The following is a 20,932-nucleotide window of genomic DNA, read 5'->3' on the forward strand; positions in this document are numbered from 1 at the left end:
CTTTCGTTTACCGTTCGCTAACTTGCCCCCACCAGCGCCGGTGCCACTGGCCCTCGCCGTCGCGCGCCCTTAACTTGAGCGCCTCTTAACTTAAGTCCCTGCACCCCTTAAGCCTGATTCCCGATGGACCATTCGACGCGCAGCAGCAGTTCCTCCGCCTCATCGACGCGCGTCGTCGATGTGCTGGTGCCGGTTGCGCTCAATCAGGCCTATTCGTATCGCGTGCCGCGCGGCATGGAGCTGAAGCCCGGCGACGTCGTCTGCGTGCCGCTGGGGCCGCGCGAGGTGGTGGCGGTGGTGTGGGCGGAAAACGCCAATCCCGATCCGCGCCTGCATAACCGCTTAAAAGATGTCGGCGAAAAGCTCGATGTGCCGCCGTTGAAGGAGGAACTGCGTTCGCTCGTCGATTGGGTCGCCAATTACACGCTTTCCGCCCGCGGCATGGTGCTGCGCATGAGCTTGCGGATGGGCGAAAATCTCGGCCCCGAACGGATGCGCCTTGGCGTGCGGCTGGTCGGTGAGCCGCCGCGGCGCCTGACGCCGGCGCGACGGCGGGCGATTGACGTGCTGTCGGATGGCCTGCTGCACGGCAAGTCCGAAGCCGCCCGGGAGGCCGGCGTCAGTTCGGGCGTGATCGACGGGCTGGTCGATGAGGGTACGCTGCAAGTCGAGGCGATGCCGCCGCCGCTGGCGCCGCCGGCACCCGATCCGTCGTTTGCCCAGCCTGAATTCTCCCGGCAGCAGCGCACGGCCGTCGATGCAATGCGGGCGCTGGCGGCGAGTGGCAGCTTTCACGTCGCGTTGCTTGATGGCGTCACCGGTTCGGGCAAGACTGAAGTCTATTTCGAGGCGATCGCCGAAATCATCCGCCGCGGCAAGCAGACGCTGATCCTGATGCCGGAGATCGCGCTGACAGGACAATTCCTCGACCGCTTCGCACTGCGTTTTGGCGTGCGTCCTCTGGAGTGGCATTCCGAACTGACGCCGCGCACCCGTGCCCGCAACTGGGCGGCGATCGCAGCCGGCGAAGCGCCGGTCGTGGTCGGCGCGCGCTCGGCATTGTTTCTGCCCTATGCTGATCTCGGCCTGATCATCGTCGATGAGGAGCACGACCAGGCCTACAAGCAGGATGACGGCGCGCATTATCACGCCCGCGACATGGCGGTGGTGCGCGCGCATATCGCGAAAATCCCGATCATCCTGGCCTCGGCCACGCCGTCGATCGAGACCGAAGTCAACGCGCGCAAGGGGCGCTATCAGCGCGTCGCGCTGCCGTCGCGTTTCGGCGGCCAGCATATGCCGCAGATCGAGGCGATCGATTTGCGCCGCGAACCGCCGCCGCGCGGCCGCTTCGTCTCGCCGCGGCTTGCCGACTACATCGGGCAGGCGATCGAGAAGCGCGAGCAGGCGCTGTTGTTCCTCAATCGCCGCGGCTATGCACCGCTGACGCTGTGCCGCGCCTGCGGACATCGCTTCTCCTGCACGATCTGTGACGCCTGGCTGGTGGATCATCGCTTTCGCCAGCGGCTGGTCTGTCACCATTGCGGCTTCTCGATGCCGCGCCCGAATATCTGTCCGCATTGCGCAGCCGAGGAATCGCTCGCCGCCATCGGGCCCGGTGTCGAACGCCTGCAGGAGGAGGCCGCGCAGTTGTTCCCGAACGCGCGCACCATGGTGCTGTCGAGCGACCTGATCACCTCGATCGAAACCATGCGCAGCGAGCTGAACGAAATCGCCGAGGGCCGCGTCGACATCATCATCGGCACGCAGCTGGTGGCGAAGGGCCATAATTTCCCGCGGCTCAATCTGGTCGGTGTCGTCGATGCGGATCTGGGCCTGAGCAATGGCGATCCGCGCGCCGCCGAGCGTACGTTTCAATTGCTCAACCAGGTGATCGGCCGCGCCGGGCGCGACCAGGGCCGCGGCATCGGTTACCTGCAGACCCATCAGCCCGATCATCCCGTGATGAAGGCGCTGGTCGCAAGCGATCGCGAGGCGTTCTATGCCACTGAAATCGATCAGCGCGAACGATCGGGATATCCGCCGTTCGGGCGGCTCGCCAGCCTGATCATTTCCGCCGGCGACCGGCCGACCGCCGAAGGTTTTGCGCGCAAGTTAGCTGCGATCGCGCCGATCGACGAGCGCATCCAGGTGCTGGGCCCCGCCGAAGCGCCGCTGGCAGTGATCAAGGGCCGCTATCGCTTTCGGCTATTGGTAAAGTCGCTGCGCAACGTCGATCTGTCGGACTATTTGCGCGAATGGCTTGCGGCGGGTCCGAAGACAAAAGGCAATCTCAAGCTCGAGGTCGACGTCGATCCGCAGAGTTTTTTGTAAGGTCGTAGAAGTGTCGCCTCATCGTCATTGCGAGGAGCCAACGGGTCGCGCGAATGCGCGCCCGATGACAGGCTCCGCGACGAAGCAATCCATCTTTCCCTGTGCGGTGCTATGGATTGTTTCGCTTCGCTCGCAATGACGGATGAAAAAGCTTGCCGCAATTGATGAGCGACAGCCTCTCGCGGTAGATCAACATCAACCGTTCGACCACAGATTGGTCGTGTATCCCTGCTCGACAAAAGCGTCGATTTTCGCCGCCTGATCCTCGTCGGCGCCGGCCCTCGCCGCGAAGACTTTTCCGAACGAGATGCGCTTGGGCTCCGGCCAATGTTCGGGTTGCCAGAGCTTTGACCGGAGCACCGAGCGGGCGCAGTGGAAATAGCAGCGCTCGATGTGGATCCGGATCGCCAGCAGCGCCGGGCGGCCTTCCTTGCCGAGTGTCGCCAGCAGTTCGGCATCGTCAAAGATCTCGGCCCGGCCCGAGAGCCGCAGCGTCTCGCCGGTCCGGGGGCGCAGAAAAATCATCCCGATCCGGCCGGTCTCGATGATGTTCTGCAGGCCGAACGCAAGGTTGTTGCCCGCCCGTTCCGGAAGCAGAACCGTTGTTTCATTCTCGACGCGGACAAACCCAGGCTCGTCGCCCTTCGGCGACACCTCGATTGGCCCGTCGCGGCCGGTCGTGGCCATCAGCCCAAACGGGCACGTTTGCAGGAAATCGATCGCCTGTTCGTCGAGGTAGGGGGCTATCTTGGCCTTGGTGGTCGCCCGGGGTTCGGGAAGAACATTTCTCAGTTGTTCCACGGTTTTGATCTGGCTCATGATCGATCTCGTCAGTGCTGGTTCAAGGCTGCGGAAGGCGGTGCGCCTGTTGCCTTCGGAACCTAGCACGATCCTCCTGCCACCGTGGTGGCCAGAGCGGCTCCGCGCCGTACGGGCGGGGCAGCAGCGAGTGGCTCTGCCGGCTCGAGCGCGCCCAAATAAAAAGCCTGCCGTCATTTGCGACGGCAGGCCCTTATCGGTGCGCGAAAGATTCCGCGACCGTTACGCTACGCAACGCTTACCTGGTTTGTTGAACCGGCAACGGTGCTCGATCAGCGCTCTTAGGAGACGACCTCGGCGGTGATGCGGCCGACACCCTTGGCGCGGGTCAGTCCGACAGCGCTGGCAGCGCCGGTCGAAAGGTCGAGCACGCGCCCCTTAATGAAGGGGCCGCGGTCGTTGATGGTGACGATGACGCTGCGGCCGCCATGGGTCACCCTGAGCTTGGTGCCGAACGGCAGGCTGCGATGGGCCGCGGTCATGGCGTTCTGGTTGAAACGCTGGCCGGACGCGGTCTTGCTGCCGGATTCATTGCCGTAAAAGGAAGCCATGCCCGAGAAGCTGCGCCCGGAGCTTGAGCCGATCGAGGCGTTGGCGTCCTGCCAGTTGCTCTGGGCCTTTTGGGCGTGGTGGGAATGGTGATGGTGATGACGGTGGTGCCTGGATTTGGCCGAAGCTTCGGTAATGCTGCCACCGGCCAGGAGAGTTGCGGCAATCAAAGCGAACGCTGTACGCGACCGGATGATAGATCCCGGCAGCAGGTTCTTCGTACTCAACATATAAATAATCCCTCAGACAGTATTGCCACATATGTGACAAGTGGAACCCCCGTTCCCGTGTGTGAGATGGCCGTTTGATTAGGCAATGAGGCATGAATTGGGCAGTAATCCTCGTTTTCCGCTGGCTGGCATATCTTGTTACCTAGATCAACTAATCGAATCGTATTTATTAATACATTACGTTAACGAATTTTTAACCATTCCAATACTTGGAATTATTGATGAGTTAAGTGTTCGTTAGTGTTCGCGACGTTACGGCAAGTAAACGGCGGGGAACCGGATTCGGGTTGTTCCGGAGATACATGGCGCCCATGCAAATACGGGCGGAACGATTGAGCTTGTCGCTGACGCGCCGTTCCGGCGCGGGCCTGCGCGGCAAAATCGTGACGGGCGTTTCGCTGCGACTGGCGCTGGAAAAACTGGCCTTGGAAAACTGGATTAGAGGCCAACTAAAATAGTCGTGCGACAAGGCATCGCCCGCGCGCGCCGTCATGTTGCACCTGCGCGCTTGCTATGTTAGCAAAGCCGCGATTTTAACGATCCCGGCACCTCTCGTGCCGGTCGAAAATCGAAGTCCCGCTTGAATTCCAAGGGCTTGGATCGCTAGGCGCCGCTTCCGTGGCGACGGTTTTTCCCTTGCGAGTTTGACAGCAAAAAAGAGCGTCTCTGTGGCTGCTGAAGATCCGTCCGTTTCGGGAGTGTCAGGCCGTTATGCAACGGCCTTGTTCGAGTTGGCGCGCGACGAGAAATCGATCGACGCAGTAAAAGCCGATCTCGATAGATTCGAGGCCATGCTGGCCGACAGCGCTGATTTGAAGCGCCTGGTCCGCAGTCCGGTATTCTCGGCAGATGCGCAGTCGAAGGCGCTCACCGCGATTCTCGACAAGGCCGGAATTTCGGGCACTTCTGCCAAATTTCTCAAAGTCCTGACCGCCAATCGCCGGCTGTTCGCCGTCGGCGACGTGATCCGCGCCTTCCGCGCGCTGGTGGCGAAATTCAAGGGCGAGGCTACGGCAGATGTCACCGTCGCCGAAGCGCTCAACGACAAGAATCTCGACGCTCTCAAGACCGCACTGAAATCAGTGACGGGCAAGGACGTCGCGCTCAACGTGAAAGTCGATCCCTCTATTATCGGCGGCCTGGTGGTCAAGCTCGGCAGCCGCATGGTGGATAGTTCGCTTCGCACCAAACTCAATTCGATTAAGCACGCGATGAAAGAGGCAGGCTGATGGACATCCGCGCCGCGGAAATTTCCGCGATCCTCAAGGACCAGATCAAGAATTTCGGCCAGGAGGCTGAAGTTACCGAAGTCGGACAGGTGTTGTCCGTCGGCGACGGCATTGCCCGCGTCTACGGCCTCGACAATGTCCAGGCCGGTGAGATGGTCGAGTTCGAGAACGGCACCCGCGGCATGGCGCTCAACCTTGAAACCGACAACGTCGGTATCGTGATCTTCGGCGCCGACCGCGAGATCAAGGAAGGCCAGACCGTCAAGCGCACCCGCGCCATCGTCGATACGCCCGTCGGCAAGGGCCTGCTCGGACGCGTCGTCGACGCGCTCGGCAATCCGATCGACGGCAAGGGGCCGATCCAGGCCACCGAACGCAAGCGGGTCGACGTCAAGGCGCCCGGCATCATTCCGCGCAAATCGGTCAACGAGCCGATGGCGACCGGCCTCAAGGCGATCGACGCGCTGATCCCGGTCGGCCGCGGCCAGCGCGAGCTGATCATCGGCGACCGCCAGACCGGCAAGACCGCGATCGCGCTCGACACCATTCTGAACCAGAAGCCGCTCAATGCGCAGCCGGACGAGAACCTCAAGCTGTATTGCGTCTATGTCGCGATCGGCCAGAAGCGTTCGACCGTTGCCCAGTTCGTGAAAGTGCTCGAAGAGCAGGGCGCGCTGGAATACTCGATCATCGTTGCAGCCACCGCTTCCGATCCGGCGCCAATGCAGTACATCGCGCCGTTCACCGGCTGCACCATGGGTGAATATTTCCGCGACAACGGCATGCACGCCGTCATCATCTATGACGATTTGTCCAAGCAGGCCGTCGCCTATCGCCAGATGTCGCTGCTGCTGCGCCGTCCGCCGGGCCGCGAAGCCTATCCGGGCGACGTGTTCTATCTGCATTCCCGCCTGCTCGAGCGTGCGGCCAAGCTCAACAAGGATCAGGGCTCGGGTTCGCTGACCGCGCTGCCGGTCATTGAAACCCAGGCCAACGACGTGTCGGCCTACATTCCGACCAACGTGATTTCGATCACCGACGGCCAGATCTTCCTGGAAACCGACCTGTTCTTCCAGGGCATCCGCCCGGCGGTGAACGTCGGTCTGTCGGTGTCGCGCGTCGGATCGTCGGCGCAGACCAAGGCGATGAAAAAGGTCGCCGGCAAGATCAAGGGCGAGCTGGCGCAGTACCGCGAAATGGCGGCGTTCGCGCAGTTCGGCTCCGACCTCGACGCCTCGACCCAGCGCCTGCTGAATCGCGGTTCGCGCCTGACCGAACTCCTGAAGCAGCCGCAGTTCTCGCCGCTGAAGATGGAAGAGCAGGTCTGTGTGATCTGGGCCGGCACCAACGGCTATCTTGATGCGCTCCCGCTCAACAAGGTGCGCCCCTTCGAAGACGGCCTGCTGTCGTTGCTGCGCGGCAAGAACGTCGAGATCCTCAACAGCATCCGCGAAAGCCGCGATCTCAGCGACGATACCGCGGGCAAGCTGAAGGCGGTTGTCGAAGGTTTTTCCAAGACGCTTGCTTGATGTGCCGGCCGACTAACTAAAGGCTTGGCCCGGCTTAACGCCGGGCCTGATGAAAGAGGGCTTGCGATCAGGTCATAGAGATCAGATCGCCGGGGTGAACTAAGAATGGCTTCACTGAAAGACATGCGGGTCCGCATCGCCTCGACCAAGGCGACGCAGAAGATCACCAAGGCCATGCAGATGGTCGCAGCCTCCAAGCTGCGCCGCGCGCAGACCGCCGCCGAAGCGGCGCGGCCCTACGCGGAAAAAATGGACGCGGTGATCTCGAACATCGCAACCGCAGCCGCGGGTTCACCCGGCGCGCCGGCGCTGTTGGCCGGTACCGGTAACGATCAGGTTCATCTGCTGCTGGTTTGCACCGGCGAGCGTGGTCTGTCGGGCGCGTTCAATTCCTCGATCGTGCGTCTGGCGCGCGAACGCGCGCAGTCGCTGATCGCCCAAGGCAAAGAGGTCAAGTTCTTCTGCGTCGGCCGCAAGGGCTACGAGCAGCTCCGCCGCCAGTTCGACAAGCAGATCGTCGAACATCTCGACCTGAAATCGGTGCGTCAGCTCGGCTTCATCAATGCCGAGGATATCGCCATGAAGGTTCTGGCACGTTTCGACGCGGGCGAATTCGACGTCTGCACGCTGTTCTATTCGCGCTTCAAATCCGTGATCTCCCAGATCCCGACCGCGCAGCAGATCATCCCGCTGGTGGTTGAAGCGCCGGCCGCGAATGCCGGTCCGTCGACGTCCTACGAATATGAACCGGAAGAAGACGAGATCCTGACGCGCCTGTTGCCGCGCAATCTCGCGGTGCAGATCTTCCGCGCGCTGCTGGAAAACAACGCTTCGTTCTACGGCGCGCAGATGAGCGCGATGGATAACGCCACCCGCAACGCCGGCGACATGATCCGCAAGCAGACCCTTATCTACAACCGCACCCGTCAGGCCCAGATCACCAAGGAGCTGATCGAAATCATCTCCGGCGCCGAGGCACTCTAGCCATTCGCGCGACACCCTGACGGACTTCCAGAGACAAGAATTCGAAGGAGAGAGTTTTATGGCCGCAGCAGCAAACCAGACCGGACACATCGTCCAGGTCATCGGCGCCGTCGTCGACGTGCAGTTCGAAGGGCATCTGCCCGCCATTCTGAACGCGATTGAGACCACCAACAATGGTAACCGTCTGGTGCTTGAAGTCGCCCAGCATCTCGGCGAATCCACGGTGCGCACCATCGCCATGGACACCACCGAGGGCCTGGTCCGCGGCGGTGAGGTTACCGATACTGGCGCGCCGATCATGGTGCCGGTCGGTGCTGGCACGCTCGGCCGCATCATCAACGTGATCGGCGAACCGATCGATGAAGCTGGTCCGGTGGTGTCGGAAGGCATGCGGCCGATCCATGCGGAAGCGCCGAGCTATACCGACCAGTCCACCGAAGCTGAAATTCTCGTCACCGGCATCAAGGTCGTCGACCTCTTGGCGCCCTACGCCAAGGGCGGCAAGATCGGCCTGTTCGGCGGCGCCGGCGTCGGCAAGACCGTGCTGATTCAGGAACTGATCAACAACGTCGCGAAGGCGCACGGCGGTTATTCGGTGTTCGCCGGCGTCGGCGAGCGTACCCGCGAAGGCAACGACCTCTATCACGAGTTCATCGAATCCAAGGTCAACGCCGATCCGCACAATCCCGATCCGAGCGTGAAGTCGAAATGCGCGCTGGTGTTCGGCCAGATGAACGAACCCCCGGGCGCCCGCGCCCGCGTCGGCCTTACCGGCCTGACCGTCGCCGAGCACTTCCGCGATCAGGGGCAGGACGTGCTGTTCTTCGTCGACAACATTTTCCGCTTCACCCAGGCAGGCTCGGAAGTGTCGGCGCTCCTCGGTCGTATTCCTTCGGCGGTGGGTTATCAGCCGACGCTCGCCACCGACATGGGCGCGCTGCAGGAGCGCATCACCACCACGCACAAGGGCTCGATCACCTCGGTGCAGGCGATCTACGTGCCGGCCGACGACTTGACCGACCCGGCGCCCGCAACCTCGTTCGCCCATTTGGACGCGACCACGGTGTTGAACCGCGCGATTTCGGAAAAGGGCATCTACCCCGCGGTGGATCCGCTCGACTCGACCTCCCGCATGCTGTCCCCCCTGGTCGTCGGCCAGGAGCACTATGAGACCGCGCGTATGGTTCAGCAGGTGTTGCAGCGCTACAAGTCGCTGCAGGACATCATCGCCATTCTCGGCATGGACGAACTGTCCGAAGAGGACAAGATCGCGGTTGCCCGCGCCCGCAAGATCGAGCGCTTCCTGTCGCAGCCGTTCCATGTCGCCGAAGTGTTCACCGGTTCGCCCGGCAAGTTCGTCGACCTCGCCGACACCATCAAGGGCTTCCGCGGATTGTGCGAAGGCAAGTACGACCATCTGCCGGAAGCGGCCTTCTACATGGTCGGCAACATTGAAGAAGCCGTCGAGAAGGGCAAGAAGCTGGCTGCCGAGGCAGCCTAAGGCGAATGGCGAAAGGGAGTAGCGAATAGATATTCGCCTTTCCATTCGCCACTCACTATTCGCTACGCGCCACTTCCTATTCGCAGGACTACTCCATGGCCACCTTCCACTTCGATCTGGTCTCCCCCGAAAAACTCGCCTTCTCCGGCGAAGTCGATCAGGTTGACGTGCCCGGCGTCGAAGGCGATTTCGGCGTGCTGGCCGGCCATGCGCCGGTTGTGGCCGCGGTCCGTCCGGGCATCCTGACCATCACCTCCGGCGGCACGCATCAGAAGATCATCGTGCTCGGTGGCCTTGCCGAAGTGTCGGAGAAGGGCCTCACCGTGCTCGCCGACGTCGCCATCTCGACGCAGGATCTCGACAGGACGCAGTTCGCCGAGACGATTGCCGAGATGGAAGCCAAGCTCGCCGAGAAGGAAGGCTCCGAACTCGACCACGCCATCGAGCGGCTCGATCACTTCAAGAGCATCGAGCACCAGATCAGCACGACGGCTATGCACTAAGCCCCGGGGCACGGCGCCGGGGCTCCATAAAAACCTGAATAGATTCAGCGTTCGTCATAGTGACGGGCGCTGATTTTTTTTGGCTCGTTTTCGTGGCGGGGACCGGTACTCCCGCTCGGGTCCGGGGCGGGCTTCTGCTGCGAAAACGCTGTGGTTGCACGCGGGAACTTCTGACGGCATTCTGCGGCTAAAGGTGCTGGTGCAGGGCTGTTTTTTATGAAGCGCAAGATCGCGGCGATTTTTGCGGCCGATATTGCCGGCTACAGCCGCCTGGTTGCCGAGGACGAAGAGGAAACGCTGCGGCGGCTCGCGTCCTATCGCCAGGTGACCGACGATTTCATCGCCAAATGCGGCGGCCGCATTTTCAACACCGCGGGAGACGCGGTGCTTGCCGAATTCCCGAGCGCGGTGGAAGCCGTACGCTGCGCCATCGATATTCAGGAAAGCCTGCGCACCCGGAACATGGCGTATCCGCCGAGCCGGCAGATGTCGTTTCGCATCGGCATCACGATCGGCGATGTGGTCGAACGCGACGGCGACCTGCTGGGCGAGGGCGTCAACATTGCCGCACGCCTCGAGGGTCTCGCTGAAGTCGGCGGCATCTGCGTCTCGCGCGCGGTACACGAACAGGTCGCCAACAAATTGTCGGTGCAGTTCGCCGATATCGGCGCGCAGGAAGTGAAGAACATCCCGACGCCGGTGCATGCCTTCATGGTGGCGATGCGGCGCGAGGACGGTTCCTACTCGACGCCGCAGGTCAAGAAGCCGATCAAGGCTTCGGATCACGGTGCGCCAAACTGGATGTGGCCGGTCGCGGTCACCCTGATCAGTCTGGCCGCGATCGGCGTCGGCGGCTTTCTGTATTTCACCAAGCTTGAGAACATGGCGGCGAAACAGGCGCCGCAAGTCGCGAGCAGCCATGTGAGCCCGGCGCCGGCGCCGTCGATGGCTCCGACAGGTTCTCCCTCGCCGACGTTTGCGCCGCCGCCCGTCGGCGTGGCGACACCGATATCTCCGCCGACTCCGGCCCCAACGCCGACCGTAGTTGCGTCTGCCGTTCCAGCGCCGCCTCCGCCTTCGCCGATTGCATCAGGGGAGGCGTTCGCAGCAGCTGCCGTACCGTTCATCGGCGACAGGATTCGCGCGACGCTGGATAAAGAGTATGCACCTGCTACCGACTTCAAGGCGTTCTCGCTTAATTTTGGCGGCTTTAACGCCTTCGTCACCGGGCAGCCGAGCGAAGAGGCGGCAAGAAGCATGGCAGTCGAGCAATGCCAGAAGCGCGCGGACAGCGCCTCGTCACCCCGAAAATGCGAACTCTATGCCGTCGGCAACAGAGTCGTTTACGTCAACGGCAAGCCGCCCATGCCACCGCCGCCCTGGATCAAGCACGACCCGGTAACTGAGCGGTCATTTTCTTCCAGGGAGATGCCGCTGACGCGTGAGCCCGGCAAGGCGCGGATCGAAAATATCTATGTGCCGGCCCGTAAGACCAAGATCCTGGCAGTCGGCCCCGGCGTCGGCCAATACTACATGGTCGTCGGTGTGGATTCGGTAGAGGAGGCGGCGCGACGGAGTCTGGAATCGTGCGGCGCCATCGCAGGGGTCCCTTGCATGATTGTGGCGCTGAACGATGCCTTTGTCGCTCCGGTTCCGACAACGATGAGGGTGACCGGCTTCTTCAAGGCGGCCGATACTTCGCTGATTGCACCTGAAGCGCGCGATGATGCCGCGCGCAAACTTGCAGATGCTGCGAGTGGATGGAGCGCAGTCGCCGTAGGCGCCGCTAGGCGGCCTGGTCTGGGATTGAAGCAAGCCAGCGAGCAGGCTGCAGTCAACGAAGCCCTCAGCGAGTGCGCCAAGCGCGACAGCGATTGCCGAATCGTCGCGGTCGGGCCGTTTACGGTCGGGCCCAACTAGCGGCTTATATCAGCTCTGCGCTTTGATCCCGCGCAGCAATGCCGGCAATCCGGCCAGATCTTTCAGTATGAAATCGGCGAGCGCGGCATCGGGCCAGCGAACATGGTTGCGACCCCAAGGGCCGCGTTCAAGTAACGCGGTCTTCATGCCAAAATTCCGTGCCGGAATGACGTCGTTATCGAGACGGTCACCGACATAGAGCACTTCGGCTGGATCGAACTCGGACATTGTGGAGGTCTTGGCGAGGGTCTCGCGATAGAAATCGAGCGAAGGCTTGTCGACGCCGAGCTCCGCCGAGGTCGTGATCAATCTGGCCTCCAGGCCGAACGATTCGAGCGCCGCCTTGGCCGTGGGCGGCTGATTGCCGGCGATACCCACAAACCAGCCGTCTTGCGTCAGTTCGGACAGGCACGGCCTGGCGTCGGCATAGAGATCGCGCGCTTCAATCCTGAAATCAGTTCCGCTTCGCTTGCGTTCGGCGGCGGCGGCACGGACGTCAAAACCCGGCCGCAGCCGCTCGAAGATCAGGCGGTAATTTTCGCCCTTGGCAATGATATCGTCGAGCACGGCCAGAAACTCGGCCCTGTCGACGCCCATGGTGTCGGCCCAGCCGTGCAGCAGGCGCGTTTCGTCGATCAGCGTCTCGCCAACGTCGAAAAATATCGCGCGGATCGGCATCGGCACTTTCTCAAGTCGGCGTGGTTGAAAATCGTGCGAACGCCGTGGCGACGGCCATGTACACCTCGCGCCGGAATGGCACCACGAGACCGGCGACGCGGTCGAGCCGTTCCCAGCGCCATTGGTCGAATTCGGCCGGCTGCCCGTTGCGCGGCGTCAACGGGTCGATCTCGTCGTCGCGCCCGGTGTAGCGCAGGGCAAACCATTTCTGCCGCTGGCCGCGGAATTTTGCGAGGCGATGCGAGGGCGGACCGTCATAGGGCGGAAACTCGTAAGTCATCCAGTCGGTCTCGCCGAGATGCTCGGCGCTGACTGCGCCCGTCTCCTCCCAGAGTTCGCGCATCACGGCATCACGCGGGTTCTCGTCGGCGTCGATGCCGCCCTGCGGCATCTGCCATTCGAGACCGGGGAGGATGATCTCGGGTCCATCGTCGCGAAAGCGCCGGCCGATCAGCACCTGACCGGCGGCATTGAACAAGGCGATCCCGACATTGGGGCGGTAGGGTTTGCGGTTCATCACAAATCTTCGGGCGTCATTCCGGGATGGTCCGAAGGACCAGACCCGGATCTCGAGATTCCGGGTTCGATGCTTCGCATCGCCCCGGAATGACTGCTTCAAGGGAAACGCGCATGCTACAAGCCCGCGAGGCCGGAAAATTCCTTCACCACGCGCTCATAGACCGGCCGCTTGAACGGCACGATCAGGTTCGGAAGATTCTTCATCGGCTCCCAGCGCCAACTGATGAATTCGGCCTTGTGGCCGCCGCCGGGGCTCGCGACGTTGATCTCGCTATCCTTGCCGGTGAAGCGGACCGCAAACCATTTCTGGCGCTGCCCGCGGTAGCGGCCCTTCCAGGTGCGGCCGGCCACGGTGCGCGGAATGTCGTAGATCAGCCAGTCGGGGACTTCGCCGAGCTTCTCCACCGATCGCACGCTGGTTTCCTCATAAAGCTCGCGCTTGGCCGCCGCCCAGGTGTCCTCACCGGGATCGACGCCGCCTTGCGGCATCTGCCAGACGTGCGTTTCGTCGACATGCTCGATGCCGCCGGCGCGGCGACCGATGAAGACCAACCCCGCTGCGTTGATCAGCATCATGCCGACGCATGTCCGGTAGGGCAGGTCTTCGTAGCGCGCCATTCCGTCAGGTTTCCTACACGCACAATTCAAGCGATCGGGCGGGCGCAATCCGGAAAGGTCCGGATCGGCGCCATCAGGTTGATCGCTAGCCTGATTTTGATTTCAGCATCGCCGTTGTCAATGGCACAAGCAGGATGCCACGGTTCTCGAGCGTCTTGATCCAGGCGGCGATCCGCTCGATCGAAATCGGCAGGGCAGAGGCGACGCCGACGGCCAGGCCGCGTTCCTTGGCCAGGGTTTCGAGCTTGAGCAGCGTCCGGTCGATCTCGGCCGAGGTCGGCACCGCGTCGATGGTGAAATCGGCCTTGGTGAAGGGCATCGCCTGACCCGCCGCCAATGCGGGGGCGGCGCTACGCGGGGTGGAGCCGTCATCGAGATAGCCGAGGCCGCGCTTGGCCGCCTCGCGGATGATCGGCTGCATCACGGCGTCCGTCGCCACGAAGCGCGCGCCCATGAAGTTGGCGATCCCCGCATAGCCCTGGATCCGGCTCATATGCCAATACAGACGGTCGATATTCTGCTCGGGCGCCAGCGTCGTCAGCAGGGTCTGCGGGCCGGGATCGTTGTCGGGATAATCGAACGGCTCCATCGGGACCTGCAGCAGGATCTCGTGGCGTTGCGCCCGCGCGCGCTCGGCGAGTTTCGTCGGGTCGGCCCCGTAGGGCGTGAACGCCAGCGTCACGGCGGGCGGCAACTTCATGATGGCATCAACCGTCTTGGCGGCGCCGACACCGAGGCCTCCAACGACGATGGCGACAACGGGCATTCTGGCGGCCTTGGCGCGGTCGGCGTCGGCGGCATAGACCGTAAACGGCTTCAGGCCGTCGGCAACCACCGGGATCATGCCGTAGCGCGACTTCTCCAGCAGGCGCGGATCGATGCCGGCCATCGCGGTTGCGGGCGCTGTCTCCGCATCGTTGTTGTTGCCGGCATCGCCGCCGATCACGACGTCCTGCCGCTTGCCGCTGGATCCGTCGATGATGGTGACAGTCTTGTTCTCGCCGGCCGCAGTCTGTTTGGGCGCGGATTTCGCAGCCTGCTCGACGGGACCGGACGCGGCCGCGGTGGCTTTCTCGTCAGCTACGGGCGTCTTGCGCATGGCGACGTGCGCGACCGGCTCGCCGCCAAAGGGATTGTCCGTAAACAGGGCGATGGTGGCAAAGCCGACCAGGAACAGGCCAAGCAGCACGGCCAGTGCCTGCATCGCGGTGAACGGCAGCCGGAACCGGCGCTTTTTGCGCTTGGTTTCCTGTCCGAGCGGCGTGCTCAGCTCGTCGGCCGTTTCCGTCATGGACCTCCCCGAATCAACCGCGCCGACGATACCACGATGGACCGGATTCGAACGCTCGCGACCCGCTCAAAAGCCGTCCACCCCGGGATGCCGCGGGGGATAGTTGGAACCGGCAACAAAAAGGGCGGCCCGGAGGCCGCCCTTTTCACGGGAATTGACTTAGGTTCGATCAGACTTGGGTTCGAACAGACTTGGGTTCGAACAGACTTGGGTTCGACCAGATTTGGGTTCGATCAGTTCGCAGCCTTGGTGGCGGGCTTGTCGATCGCCGCCTTGTCGCCGGTCGCGGGCGCCGCGGTGGCGGTGGACTTGATGCCGTGCAGCAGGTCGGCCGCGGTCTTCAGCGCCTTGTCGTCCTTGGCGTCCGGCGGCACGTAGGATTGCGAGCCGGTCTTCTCGTCGCCGTCGTTCTTCAGATGGCCGCGGAGCGAGGCTTCGCCCTTGGTGTCGGTGCGCGACTTCAGCTCGTCGGGAACGTCCTGCAGCACCTCGATATCGGGAACGATGCCTTTGGCCTGGATCGATTTGCCCGACGGCGTGTAATAGCGCGCGGTGGTCAGACGCAGCGCGCCGTTGCCGCTGCCGAGCGGGATGATGGTCTGGACCGAGCCCTTGCCGAACGAGCGGGTACCGATCAGCGTCGCGCGCTTGTGGTCCTGCAGCGCGCCCGCGACGATTTCGGAAGCGGAGGCGGAGCCACCGTTGATCAGCACGATCACCGGCTTGCCCTTTGTCAGGTCGCCGACATGCGCGGCGCGGCGCTGGGTTTCCTCGGCATTGCGGCCGCGGGTCGAGACGATCTCGCCGCGCTCGAGGAAGGTGTCGGAAACCGTCACCGCTTCCTCCAGCAAGCCGCCGGGATTGTTGCGCATGTCGATGATGAAGCCCTTCAGCTTGTCGGCGCCGATCTGATTCGTCAGATTGCCGATCTCGCGCTTGAGGCCCTCGGTGGTCTGTTCGTTAAAGGTCGTGATGCGGATATAGGCGATATCTTCGCTTTCGACGCGGGCGCGCACCGAACGAACGCGGATATTGTCGCGTACCAGCGTGACTTCGATCGGATTGTCCTGGCCCTTGCGGATGATCTTGAGCCGGATCTTGGTGTTGACCGGCCCGCGCATCTTCTCGACGGCCTGGTTGAGGGTGAGACCCTGCACGGCTTCGTCGTCGAGATTGGTGATGATGTCGTTGGCCATGATGCCGGCCTTCGACGCCGGCGTGTCGTCGATCGGGGACACGACCTTGATCAGACCGTCCTCCATCGTGACTTCGATGCCGAGGCCGCCGAACTCACCGCGGGTCTGCACCTGCATGTCGCGGAAGCTCTTGGCGTCCATGTAGCTGGAATGTGGATCGAGACCGGCCAGCATGCCCGAGATGGCGGACTCGACCAGCTTGGAATCGTCCGGCTTCTCGACGTAGTCGCTGCGCACGCGCTCGAACACATCGCCGAACAGATTGAGCTGGCGATAGGTGTCCGAGGTCGCCGCACGCGCGACCGATCCCATCAGCACAGAACGAGGCTGCGTCACGAAGAGCGTCAATGCTGCGCCGGTGGCGGCGCTGAGGAGAATTACTGAAGTCTTGCGCATCATCCGCGAACCTTTTCGCCTTCATTTGCGGCCCACCATGGGCCTGGATCGATTGGAGTGCCGTCCTTACGGAACTCAACATAGAGCACGGGCTGACTCGCGGTGGTGGCGAGAATGGATGCAACCTGGGATGTCGACCCCATGGTCGCGACCGGCTCCCCCGTAAGTACAAACTGGCCGATGTTAACCGAAATGCGCTCCATCCCGGCGATCAGGACATGATACCCGCCACCGGCATTGAGGATCAAGAGTTGTCCGTAGCTGCGGAACGGCCCGGCGTAAACAACCCAGCCGTCACACGGGGTTGTGACCTGGGCGCCGGCCCGGGCTGCCAAGGAAATGCCTTTTTCGACGCCACCTGCGCCGTCGGAACCGCCAAAATCGCGAATCTTGCGGCCATTGACCGGCAGGGCGAACAATCCCTTGGCGGAGGCAAAGGCGATCGCCGGGCTGAGCCGGGCAGGATCCTTCAGCGCCCCCAGATTGGGCTTGCCGCCGGGGGCCACCGGGGCCCCCTTCAGGCTGGCGGTGGCGGCCGCCTTGGCGGCGCTTTTCAGGTCCTGCTCCAGTTTGGCGATCAGGCCCTGCAAACTGTCGACTTGCTTGGACAGCGTGATGGCGCGGGCGGCTTCCGCTTCCATGTCTCGCTCGACCGCGCTCTGCTTGCGCTGCCGCTCGTCGACCAGCGCGGCCATCCGGACCTGATCGTCTTTCAACTTGTCACGGTCGAGCGCCAGCGCATCGCGCTCGGTAGCGATGGTCTTGCGGAGCGCGACGAGTTCGCCGAGATCGTTGGCCAATCTTTCCGCACGGCCGCGGAGTTCGGGCACAACGGATCCGAGCAGCATGGCGGTGCGGAGCGATTGCAGCGCATCTTCCGGGCGGACCAGCAGCGCCGGCGGTGTGCGCCGTCCGGCACGCTGCAGCGCCGCCAGCACCTCGATGATTTCGGCGCGGCGCGAGTCGAGGGAGCTGCGGATCTGCTGCTCACGGCTGTCGAGCGGACGCAGCCGCGCTTCGGTGTCGCCGATGCGCGTTTCCACGCCGCGCACCTGGGCGGCGATGTCGATCAGCTGCGCGTTGAGCTTGCTGCGGTCCTGTCCGATCGCTGCGATATCGGCTTTCAGCTTCTGCTGCAGCTCGGCGGCCTTCTTCTGCTGCTCGCGCGCGGTTTCCAGTTCCTGCTCGCGTTCCTTGATAGCTTCGGGGGAAGGCGCGGCGGCTTGTTGGGCAGGCAATTGTTGGGCAGGCGCTTGCTGGGATGGTGCCGGCTGTGCGGGCGCCGTCACCTGCGCGGCCGCCGGCGAAATCGAAAGACCCATCAGGCTTGCGGACAACAGCACGACGCAAAGCGGAACACGCGACGCCAACGAACCATCATGGCCGATGGCGTCAGGGCGTATTTGAATGTCCCGTGTTGTGTGCATCCAGTTATTCAGCGCTCTCTATTCACGCTACCGTGCCTAAGCGCGGTGATAGGGGTGGCCCGACAGAATCGTCGCGGCCCGGTAAATCTGTTCCAGAAGCATGACGCGGACCATTTGATGCGGCCAGGTCGCCGAGCCGAACGCAATGCGCAGCTTGGCTCTGCGCTGCAAATCGGGCGAAAGTCCGTCCGCGCCGCCGATTGTGAAAATTGTGTTGGCGACAGCTTCGTCACGCCAGCGGCCGAGCTGCTGGGCGAAGCTTGCGCTGTCGATGCTCTTGCCGCGTTCGTCGAGCGCCACCAGCACGCATTTCTCCGGGATCAGCGCTGAAATCGCAGCCGCCTCTTCGGCGATCCGGGTCGCGGCGTCGCGCGCGCGGCTTTCCGGAATTTCATGAATCTCGAGGCCGCGAAAGCCGAGCTTGCGGCCGATGTCCTCGAAGCGCTCGCGATAGCGTTCGGCCAGTTCCCGCTCCGGGCCCTGCTTCAGCCGGCCGATGGAAACGACGACGAGGCGCATCAGCGCAAGATACCATGCGCTGCAGCCGATTCGCATCGGCTCAAAAACTTAGATCGCCTTCGCCGCCGCCGGGTTTTGCGTCCACAATCTTTCCAGATTGTAGAATTCGCGCACCTCGGGTCTGAATACGTGCACGACCACATCGCCGGAATCGATCAACACCCAGTCGCAATTGGGCAAGCCCTCGACATGGATGCCTTTGATGCCGGTTTCCTTCAGGGCCTTGGTGACGTTTTCCGCGATCGCGCCGACGTGCCGGTTGGCCCGGCCCGTGGTGACGATCATGTAGTCGGAAAAGGCGGATTTGCCGCGAAGGTCGATGGTGACCGTTTCTTCCGCCTTCATATCGTCGAGGCGGGAGAGGATCATATTCAGCGTCTTGTCGGCGTCGGGTTGCGCCTTCAAGGCCGCAGCTTTGGTCGATGTTTTACGCGCGGTTTTTGCAGCAGGTTTTGCAGTCGTCTTCTCTGCAGAAGTCTTGGAAACCTTGGGCAAAACAGACTTGGACAATACAGATGTGGCCAGGGACCATTCCTTTCACTGTATCGCGAACGCCGAATCCTTGGCGCCCACGGGCTATATTAGGCATGTGGGGTTAACGGTTTCAATATTCCAGTTGGCCCCAAAGCTGACTTTCAAGGCTCACTTCGTCCTCCAGCTTCCGTCCGAGTTCCGAAGGCCGGTCGAAGACAGGTTCAGTTTCATGCCGGTGAGGAAAGCCCAGGCGGGGGTATGCTGATCCGCCAGCCGGGCGGCCTGATTCTCGGGCAGGCGGTAGCGCGCCAGCGCCTGGGCGGCGGGTGCGGCCAGCGCCCGGAAACTCTGTGGGGGGCGGTCGATCACAGCGATCGGCACCTCGGACGCGATGCGCCGCCAATCCTTCCAGCGATGGAACTGCGCAAGGTTGTCAGCGCCCATGATCCAGACAAAATGTACGCCGGAGACGCGGCGCCGCAGATGGATGATCGTATCGACGGTGTACCTGACGCCAATGACAGCTTCGAGACAGCTGATATCGATGCGCGGATCGTCGGCGACTTTCCGCGCGGCATCGGCGCGTTCGGACAGGTCGTGCAGCCCGCCATTATCCTTCAGCGGATTGCCCGGTGTCAGCAGCCACCAGACGCGATCGAGCTTCAGACGCTTGAGCGCGAACTGGCTGATGGCGCGGTGCGCCGCGTGCGGCGGATTGAACGAGCCGCCGAGCAGGCCAACGCGCATGCCGTTGGTGTGGAACGGGATCGCTTGCGAAGCGGATTGCGGCGGCATCAATGCCGCCACTGTGCGCGCGGGGTTTTGCTCGAAGGCGTCGTTAGGGTCACGGCCGCGTCTGCCCGGTGCCGTGGACGCGATATTTGAAACTGGTCAGTTGCTCGGCGCCGACAGGGCCGCGGGCGTGGAATTTGCCGGTGGCAATGCCGATCTCGGCGCCGAAGCCGAATTCGCCGCCATCGGCGAATTGGGTCGATGCGTTGTGCAGCACGATCGCCGAGTCGACTTCGCTCAGGAATTTCTCGGCGGCATCGGCGTCTTCCGTCACGATCGCATCGGTGTGGTGCGAGCCGTGATTCTGGATATGCGCGATCGCGTCATCGAGCCCATCGACCACTTTCGCCGCGATGATCGCGTCCTCATATTCGGTGTCCCAGTCTTCGTCGGACGCGGGCTTCACTCTGCTGTCGACCCGCTGCACGGCGGCGTCGCCGCGCACTTCGCAGCCGGCATCGATCAGCATTTCGACCAGCGGCTTGAGGCTAACAGACGCGCCGGCGCGATCGACCAGCAAGGTCTCGGCGGCCCCGCAAACGCCGGGGCGGCGCATCTTGGCATTGAGCACGATCGACTTCGCCATTTCGAGCTTGGCGGTGTGATCGACATAGACGTGATTGACGCCTTCGAGATGCGCGAAAACAGGCACGCGCGCTTCGGCCTCGACGCGTGCAACGAGGCTCTTGCCGCCGCGCGGGACGATCACATCGACGCCGCCGTTCAATCCGGTCAGCAGCAGGCCCACTGCCGCACGATCTCGCGTCGGCACAAGTGTGATCGCAGCCTCAGGCAGGCCGGCTTCGCGAAGCCCCTGCACCAGGCAATCATGGATCGCGCGGCAGGAACGGAAACTGTCGGAGCCGCCGCGCAGGATCACGGCGTTGCCGGATTTCAGGCACAGCACACCGGCGTCGGCGGCGACGTTGGGGCGGCTTTCGAAGATCACGGCGATGACGCCGAGCGGCACCCGCACGCGCTCGATGGTCATGCCGTTGGGGCGCTGCCAGCTTTCGGTAACTGCGCCGATCGGATCGGCAATCCCGCGCACGGTAGCGACACCCTCGGCCATCGCTTCGACCCGGGCCGGCGTCAGCGTCAGGCGATCGATGAAGGCCGAGGTCGCGCCGCCGGCGCGCACTTCGGCGACGTCCTCGGCATTGGCGGCGAGGATATCAGGTGCGTGGCTGCGGATCGCGGATGCGATGGCGTCGAGCGCCCGGTTCTTCTGGTCGGGCGAGGCGAGCGCCAGCACCCGCGCAGCAGCGCGCGCGCGGGAAGCGAGTTCGGTCATCAAAGCGGGTAAATCGGCGTTGCCGTCGATGGCTTTCAGCGGCGCAGTCATGGCGGTCCCAGGTAGACGTCAGGTATCAGGTTAAGGTCATGTCCTAGCACGGAAATCCCGCATTTGCGAGGTGCGGAAC

Annotated in this window: 19 protein-coding genes; 7 read left to right on the forward strand and 12 right to left on the reverse strand. The window is 63.0% G+C overall.

What is annotated here, in order from left to right:
• Positions 1–123 precede the first annotated feature (123 nt).
• Entirely contained in the window at positions 124–2,334 is a 2,211-nt protein-coding gene (locus JQ629_RS16620) for a primosomal protein N' (protein WP_212413585.1), read from the forward strand.
• Between the two features lie 195 nt (positions 2,335–2,529).
• Here the strand turns inward: JQ629_RS16620 and JQ629_RS16625 are convergent, their stop codons facing one another.
• Both JQ629_RS16625 and JQ629_RS16630 read right to left on the reverse strand, forming a co-directional pair.
• Entirely contained in the window at positions 2,530–3,153 is a 624-nt protein-coding gene (locus JQ629_RS16625) for an MSMEG_1061 family FMN-dependent PPOX-type flavoprotein (RefSeq protein WP_212413586.1), read from the reverse strand.
• Positions 3,154–3,434: 281 nt separating this feature from the next.
• Positions 3,435–3,932, reverse strand: a complete 498-nt coding sequence (locus JQ629_RS16630) for a septal ring lytic transglycosylase RlpA family protein (protein WP_212413587.1) — start codon at positions 3,930–3,932, stop codon at positions 3,435–3,437.
• A 668-nt stretch (positions 3,933–4,600) separates the two neighbouring features.
• Between JQ629_RS16630 and JQ629_RS16635 the strand changes: the two genes are divergently transcribed.
• From JQ629_RS16635 to JQ629_RS16660, 6 genes are all read left to right on the forward strand, one after another.
• On the forward strand, positions 4,601–5,161 hold the full coding sequence (locus JQ629_RS16635; RefSeq protein WP_212413588.1) for a F0F1 ATP synthase subunit delta: 561 nt from the start codon (positions 4,601–4,603) through the stop codon (positions 5,159–5,161).
• Positions 5,161–6,690, forward strand: a complete 1,530-nt coding sequence (gene atpA / locus JQ629_RS16640; protein WP_212413589.1) for a F0F1 ATP synthase subunit alpha — start codon at positions 5,161–5,163, stop codon at positions 6,688–6,690. The genes JQ629_RS16635 and atpA overlap by 1 nt, the downstream gene beginning before the upstream one ends.
• Positions 6,691–6,795: 105 nt before the next feature.
• The gene (locus JQ629_RS16645; RefSeq protein ID WP_212413590.1) at positions 6,796–7,674 is read left to right on the forward strand and encodes a F0F1 ATP synthase subunit gamma; all 879 of its coding nucleotides are present in this window, start codon (positions 6,796–6,798) and stop codon (positions 7,672–7,674) included.
• Between the two features lie 58 nt (positions 7,675–7,732).
• Positions 7,733–9,175, forward strand: a complete 1,443-nt coding sequence (gene atpD / locus JQ629_RS16650; protein WP_212413591.1) for a F0F1 ATP synthase subunit beta — start codon at positions 7,733–7,735, stop codon at positions 9,173–9,175.
• A gap of 95 nt (positions 9,176–9,270) precedes the next feature.
• A complete protein-coding gene (locus tag JQ629_RS16655; protein WP_212413592.1) occupies positions 9,271–9,678 on the forward strand; it encodes a F0F1 ATP synthase subunit epsilon in 408 nt (135 codons plus the stop codon).
• A 216-nt stretch (positions 9,679–9,894) separates the two neighbouring features.
• Positions 9,895–11,598 carry an adenylate/guanylate cyclase domain-containing protein gene (locus JQ629_RS16660; protein ID WP_212413593.1) on the forward strand — a complete coding sequence of 568 codons (1,704 nt, stop codon included), beginning with the start codon at positions 9,895–9,897 and terminating at the stop codon, positions 11,596–11,598.
• Positions 11,599–11,607: 9 nt separating this feature from the next.
• On the opposite strand, the gene JQ629_RS16665 is transcribed toward JQ629_RS16660, so the two are convergent.
• From JQ629_RS16665 to JQ629_RS16710, 10 genes are all read right to left on the reverse strand, one after another.
• Complete coding sequence (locus tag JQ629_RS16665) at positions 11,608–12,276, reverse strand: HAD family hydrolase (protein WP_212413594.1); 669 nt, start codon at positions 12,274–12,276, stop codon at positions 11,608–11,610.
• 10 nt (positions 12,277–12,286) lie between these two features.
• Entirely contained in the window at positions 12,287–12,796 is a 510-nt protein-coding gene (locus JQ629_RS16670; protein WP_212413595.1) for an RNA pyrophosphohydrolase, read from the reverse strand.
• Positions 12,797–12,909: 113 nt separating this feature from the next.
• Entirely contained in the window at positions 12,910–13,413 is a 504-nt protein-coding gene (locus JQ629_RS16675; RefSeq protein ID WP_212413596.1) for an RNA pyrophosphohydrolase, read from the reverse strand.
• Positions 13,414–13,498: 85 nt separating this feature from the next.
• Positions 13,499–14,704, reverse strand: a complete 1,206-nt coding sequence (locus JQ629_RS16680) for a divergent polysaccharide deacetylase family protein (RefSeq protein WP_212413597.1) — start codon at positions 14,702–14,704, stop codon at positions 13,499–13,501.
• Between the two features lie 233 nt (positions 14,705–14,937).
• Positions 14,938–16,299: a S41 family peptidase gene (locus tag JQ629_RS16685; RefSeq protein WP_212267728.1), complete on the reverse strand. Its 1,362-nt coding sequence runs from the start codon at positions 16,297–16,299 to the stop codon at positions 14,938–14,940.
• On the reverse strand, positions 16,296–17,618 hold the full coding sequence (locus JQ629_RS16690; RefSeq protein WP_212413616.1) for a murein hydrolase activator EnvC family protein: 1,323 nt from the start codon (positions 17,616–17,618) through the stop codon (positions 16,296–16,298). Before JQ629_RS16690 ends, JQ629_RS16685 begins: the two co-directional genes overlap by 4 nt.
• Before the next feature lie 141 nt (positions 17,619–17,759).
• Entirely contained in the window at positions 17,760–18,242 is a 483-nt protein-coding gene (gene rlmH / locus JQ629_RS16695; RefSeq protein ID WP_212413598.1) for a 23S rRNA (pseudouridine(1915)-N(3))-methyltransferase RlmH, read from the reverse strand.
• A gap of 48 nt (positions 18,243–18,290) precedes the next feature.
• A complete protein-coding gene (gene rsfS / locus JQ629_RS16700) occupies positions 18,291–18,647 on the reverse strand; it encodes a ribosome silencing factor (protein WP_212267734.1) in 357 nt (118 codons plus the stop codon).
• Between the two features lie 237 nt (positions 18,648–18,884).
• Entirely contained in the window at positions 18,885–19,511 is a 627-nt protein-coding gene (locus JQ629_RS16705; protein WP_212413599.1) for a nicotinate-nucleotide adenylyltransferase, read from the reverse strand.
• A gap of 49 nt (positions 19,512–19,560) precedes the next feature.
• A complete protein-coding gene (locus tag JQ629_RS16710) occupies positions 19,561–20,853 on the reverse strand; it encodes a glutamate-5-semialdehyde dehydrogenase (RefSeq protein ID WP_212389382.1) in 1,293 nt (430 codons plus the stop codon).
• Positions 20,854–20,932: the final 79 nt, after the last annotated feature.

The organism is Bradyrhizobium sp. AUGA SZCCT0222, assembly GCF_018130205.1.
In the GTDB taxonomy this organism is placed as follows: domain Bacteria; phylum Pseudomonadota; class Alphaproteobacteria; order Rhizobiales; family Xanthobacteraceae; genus Bradyrhizobium.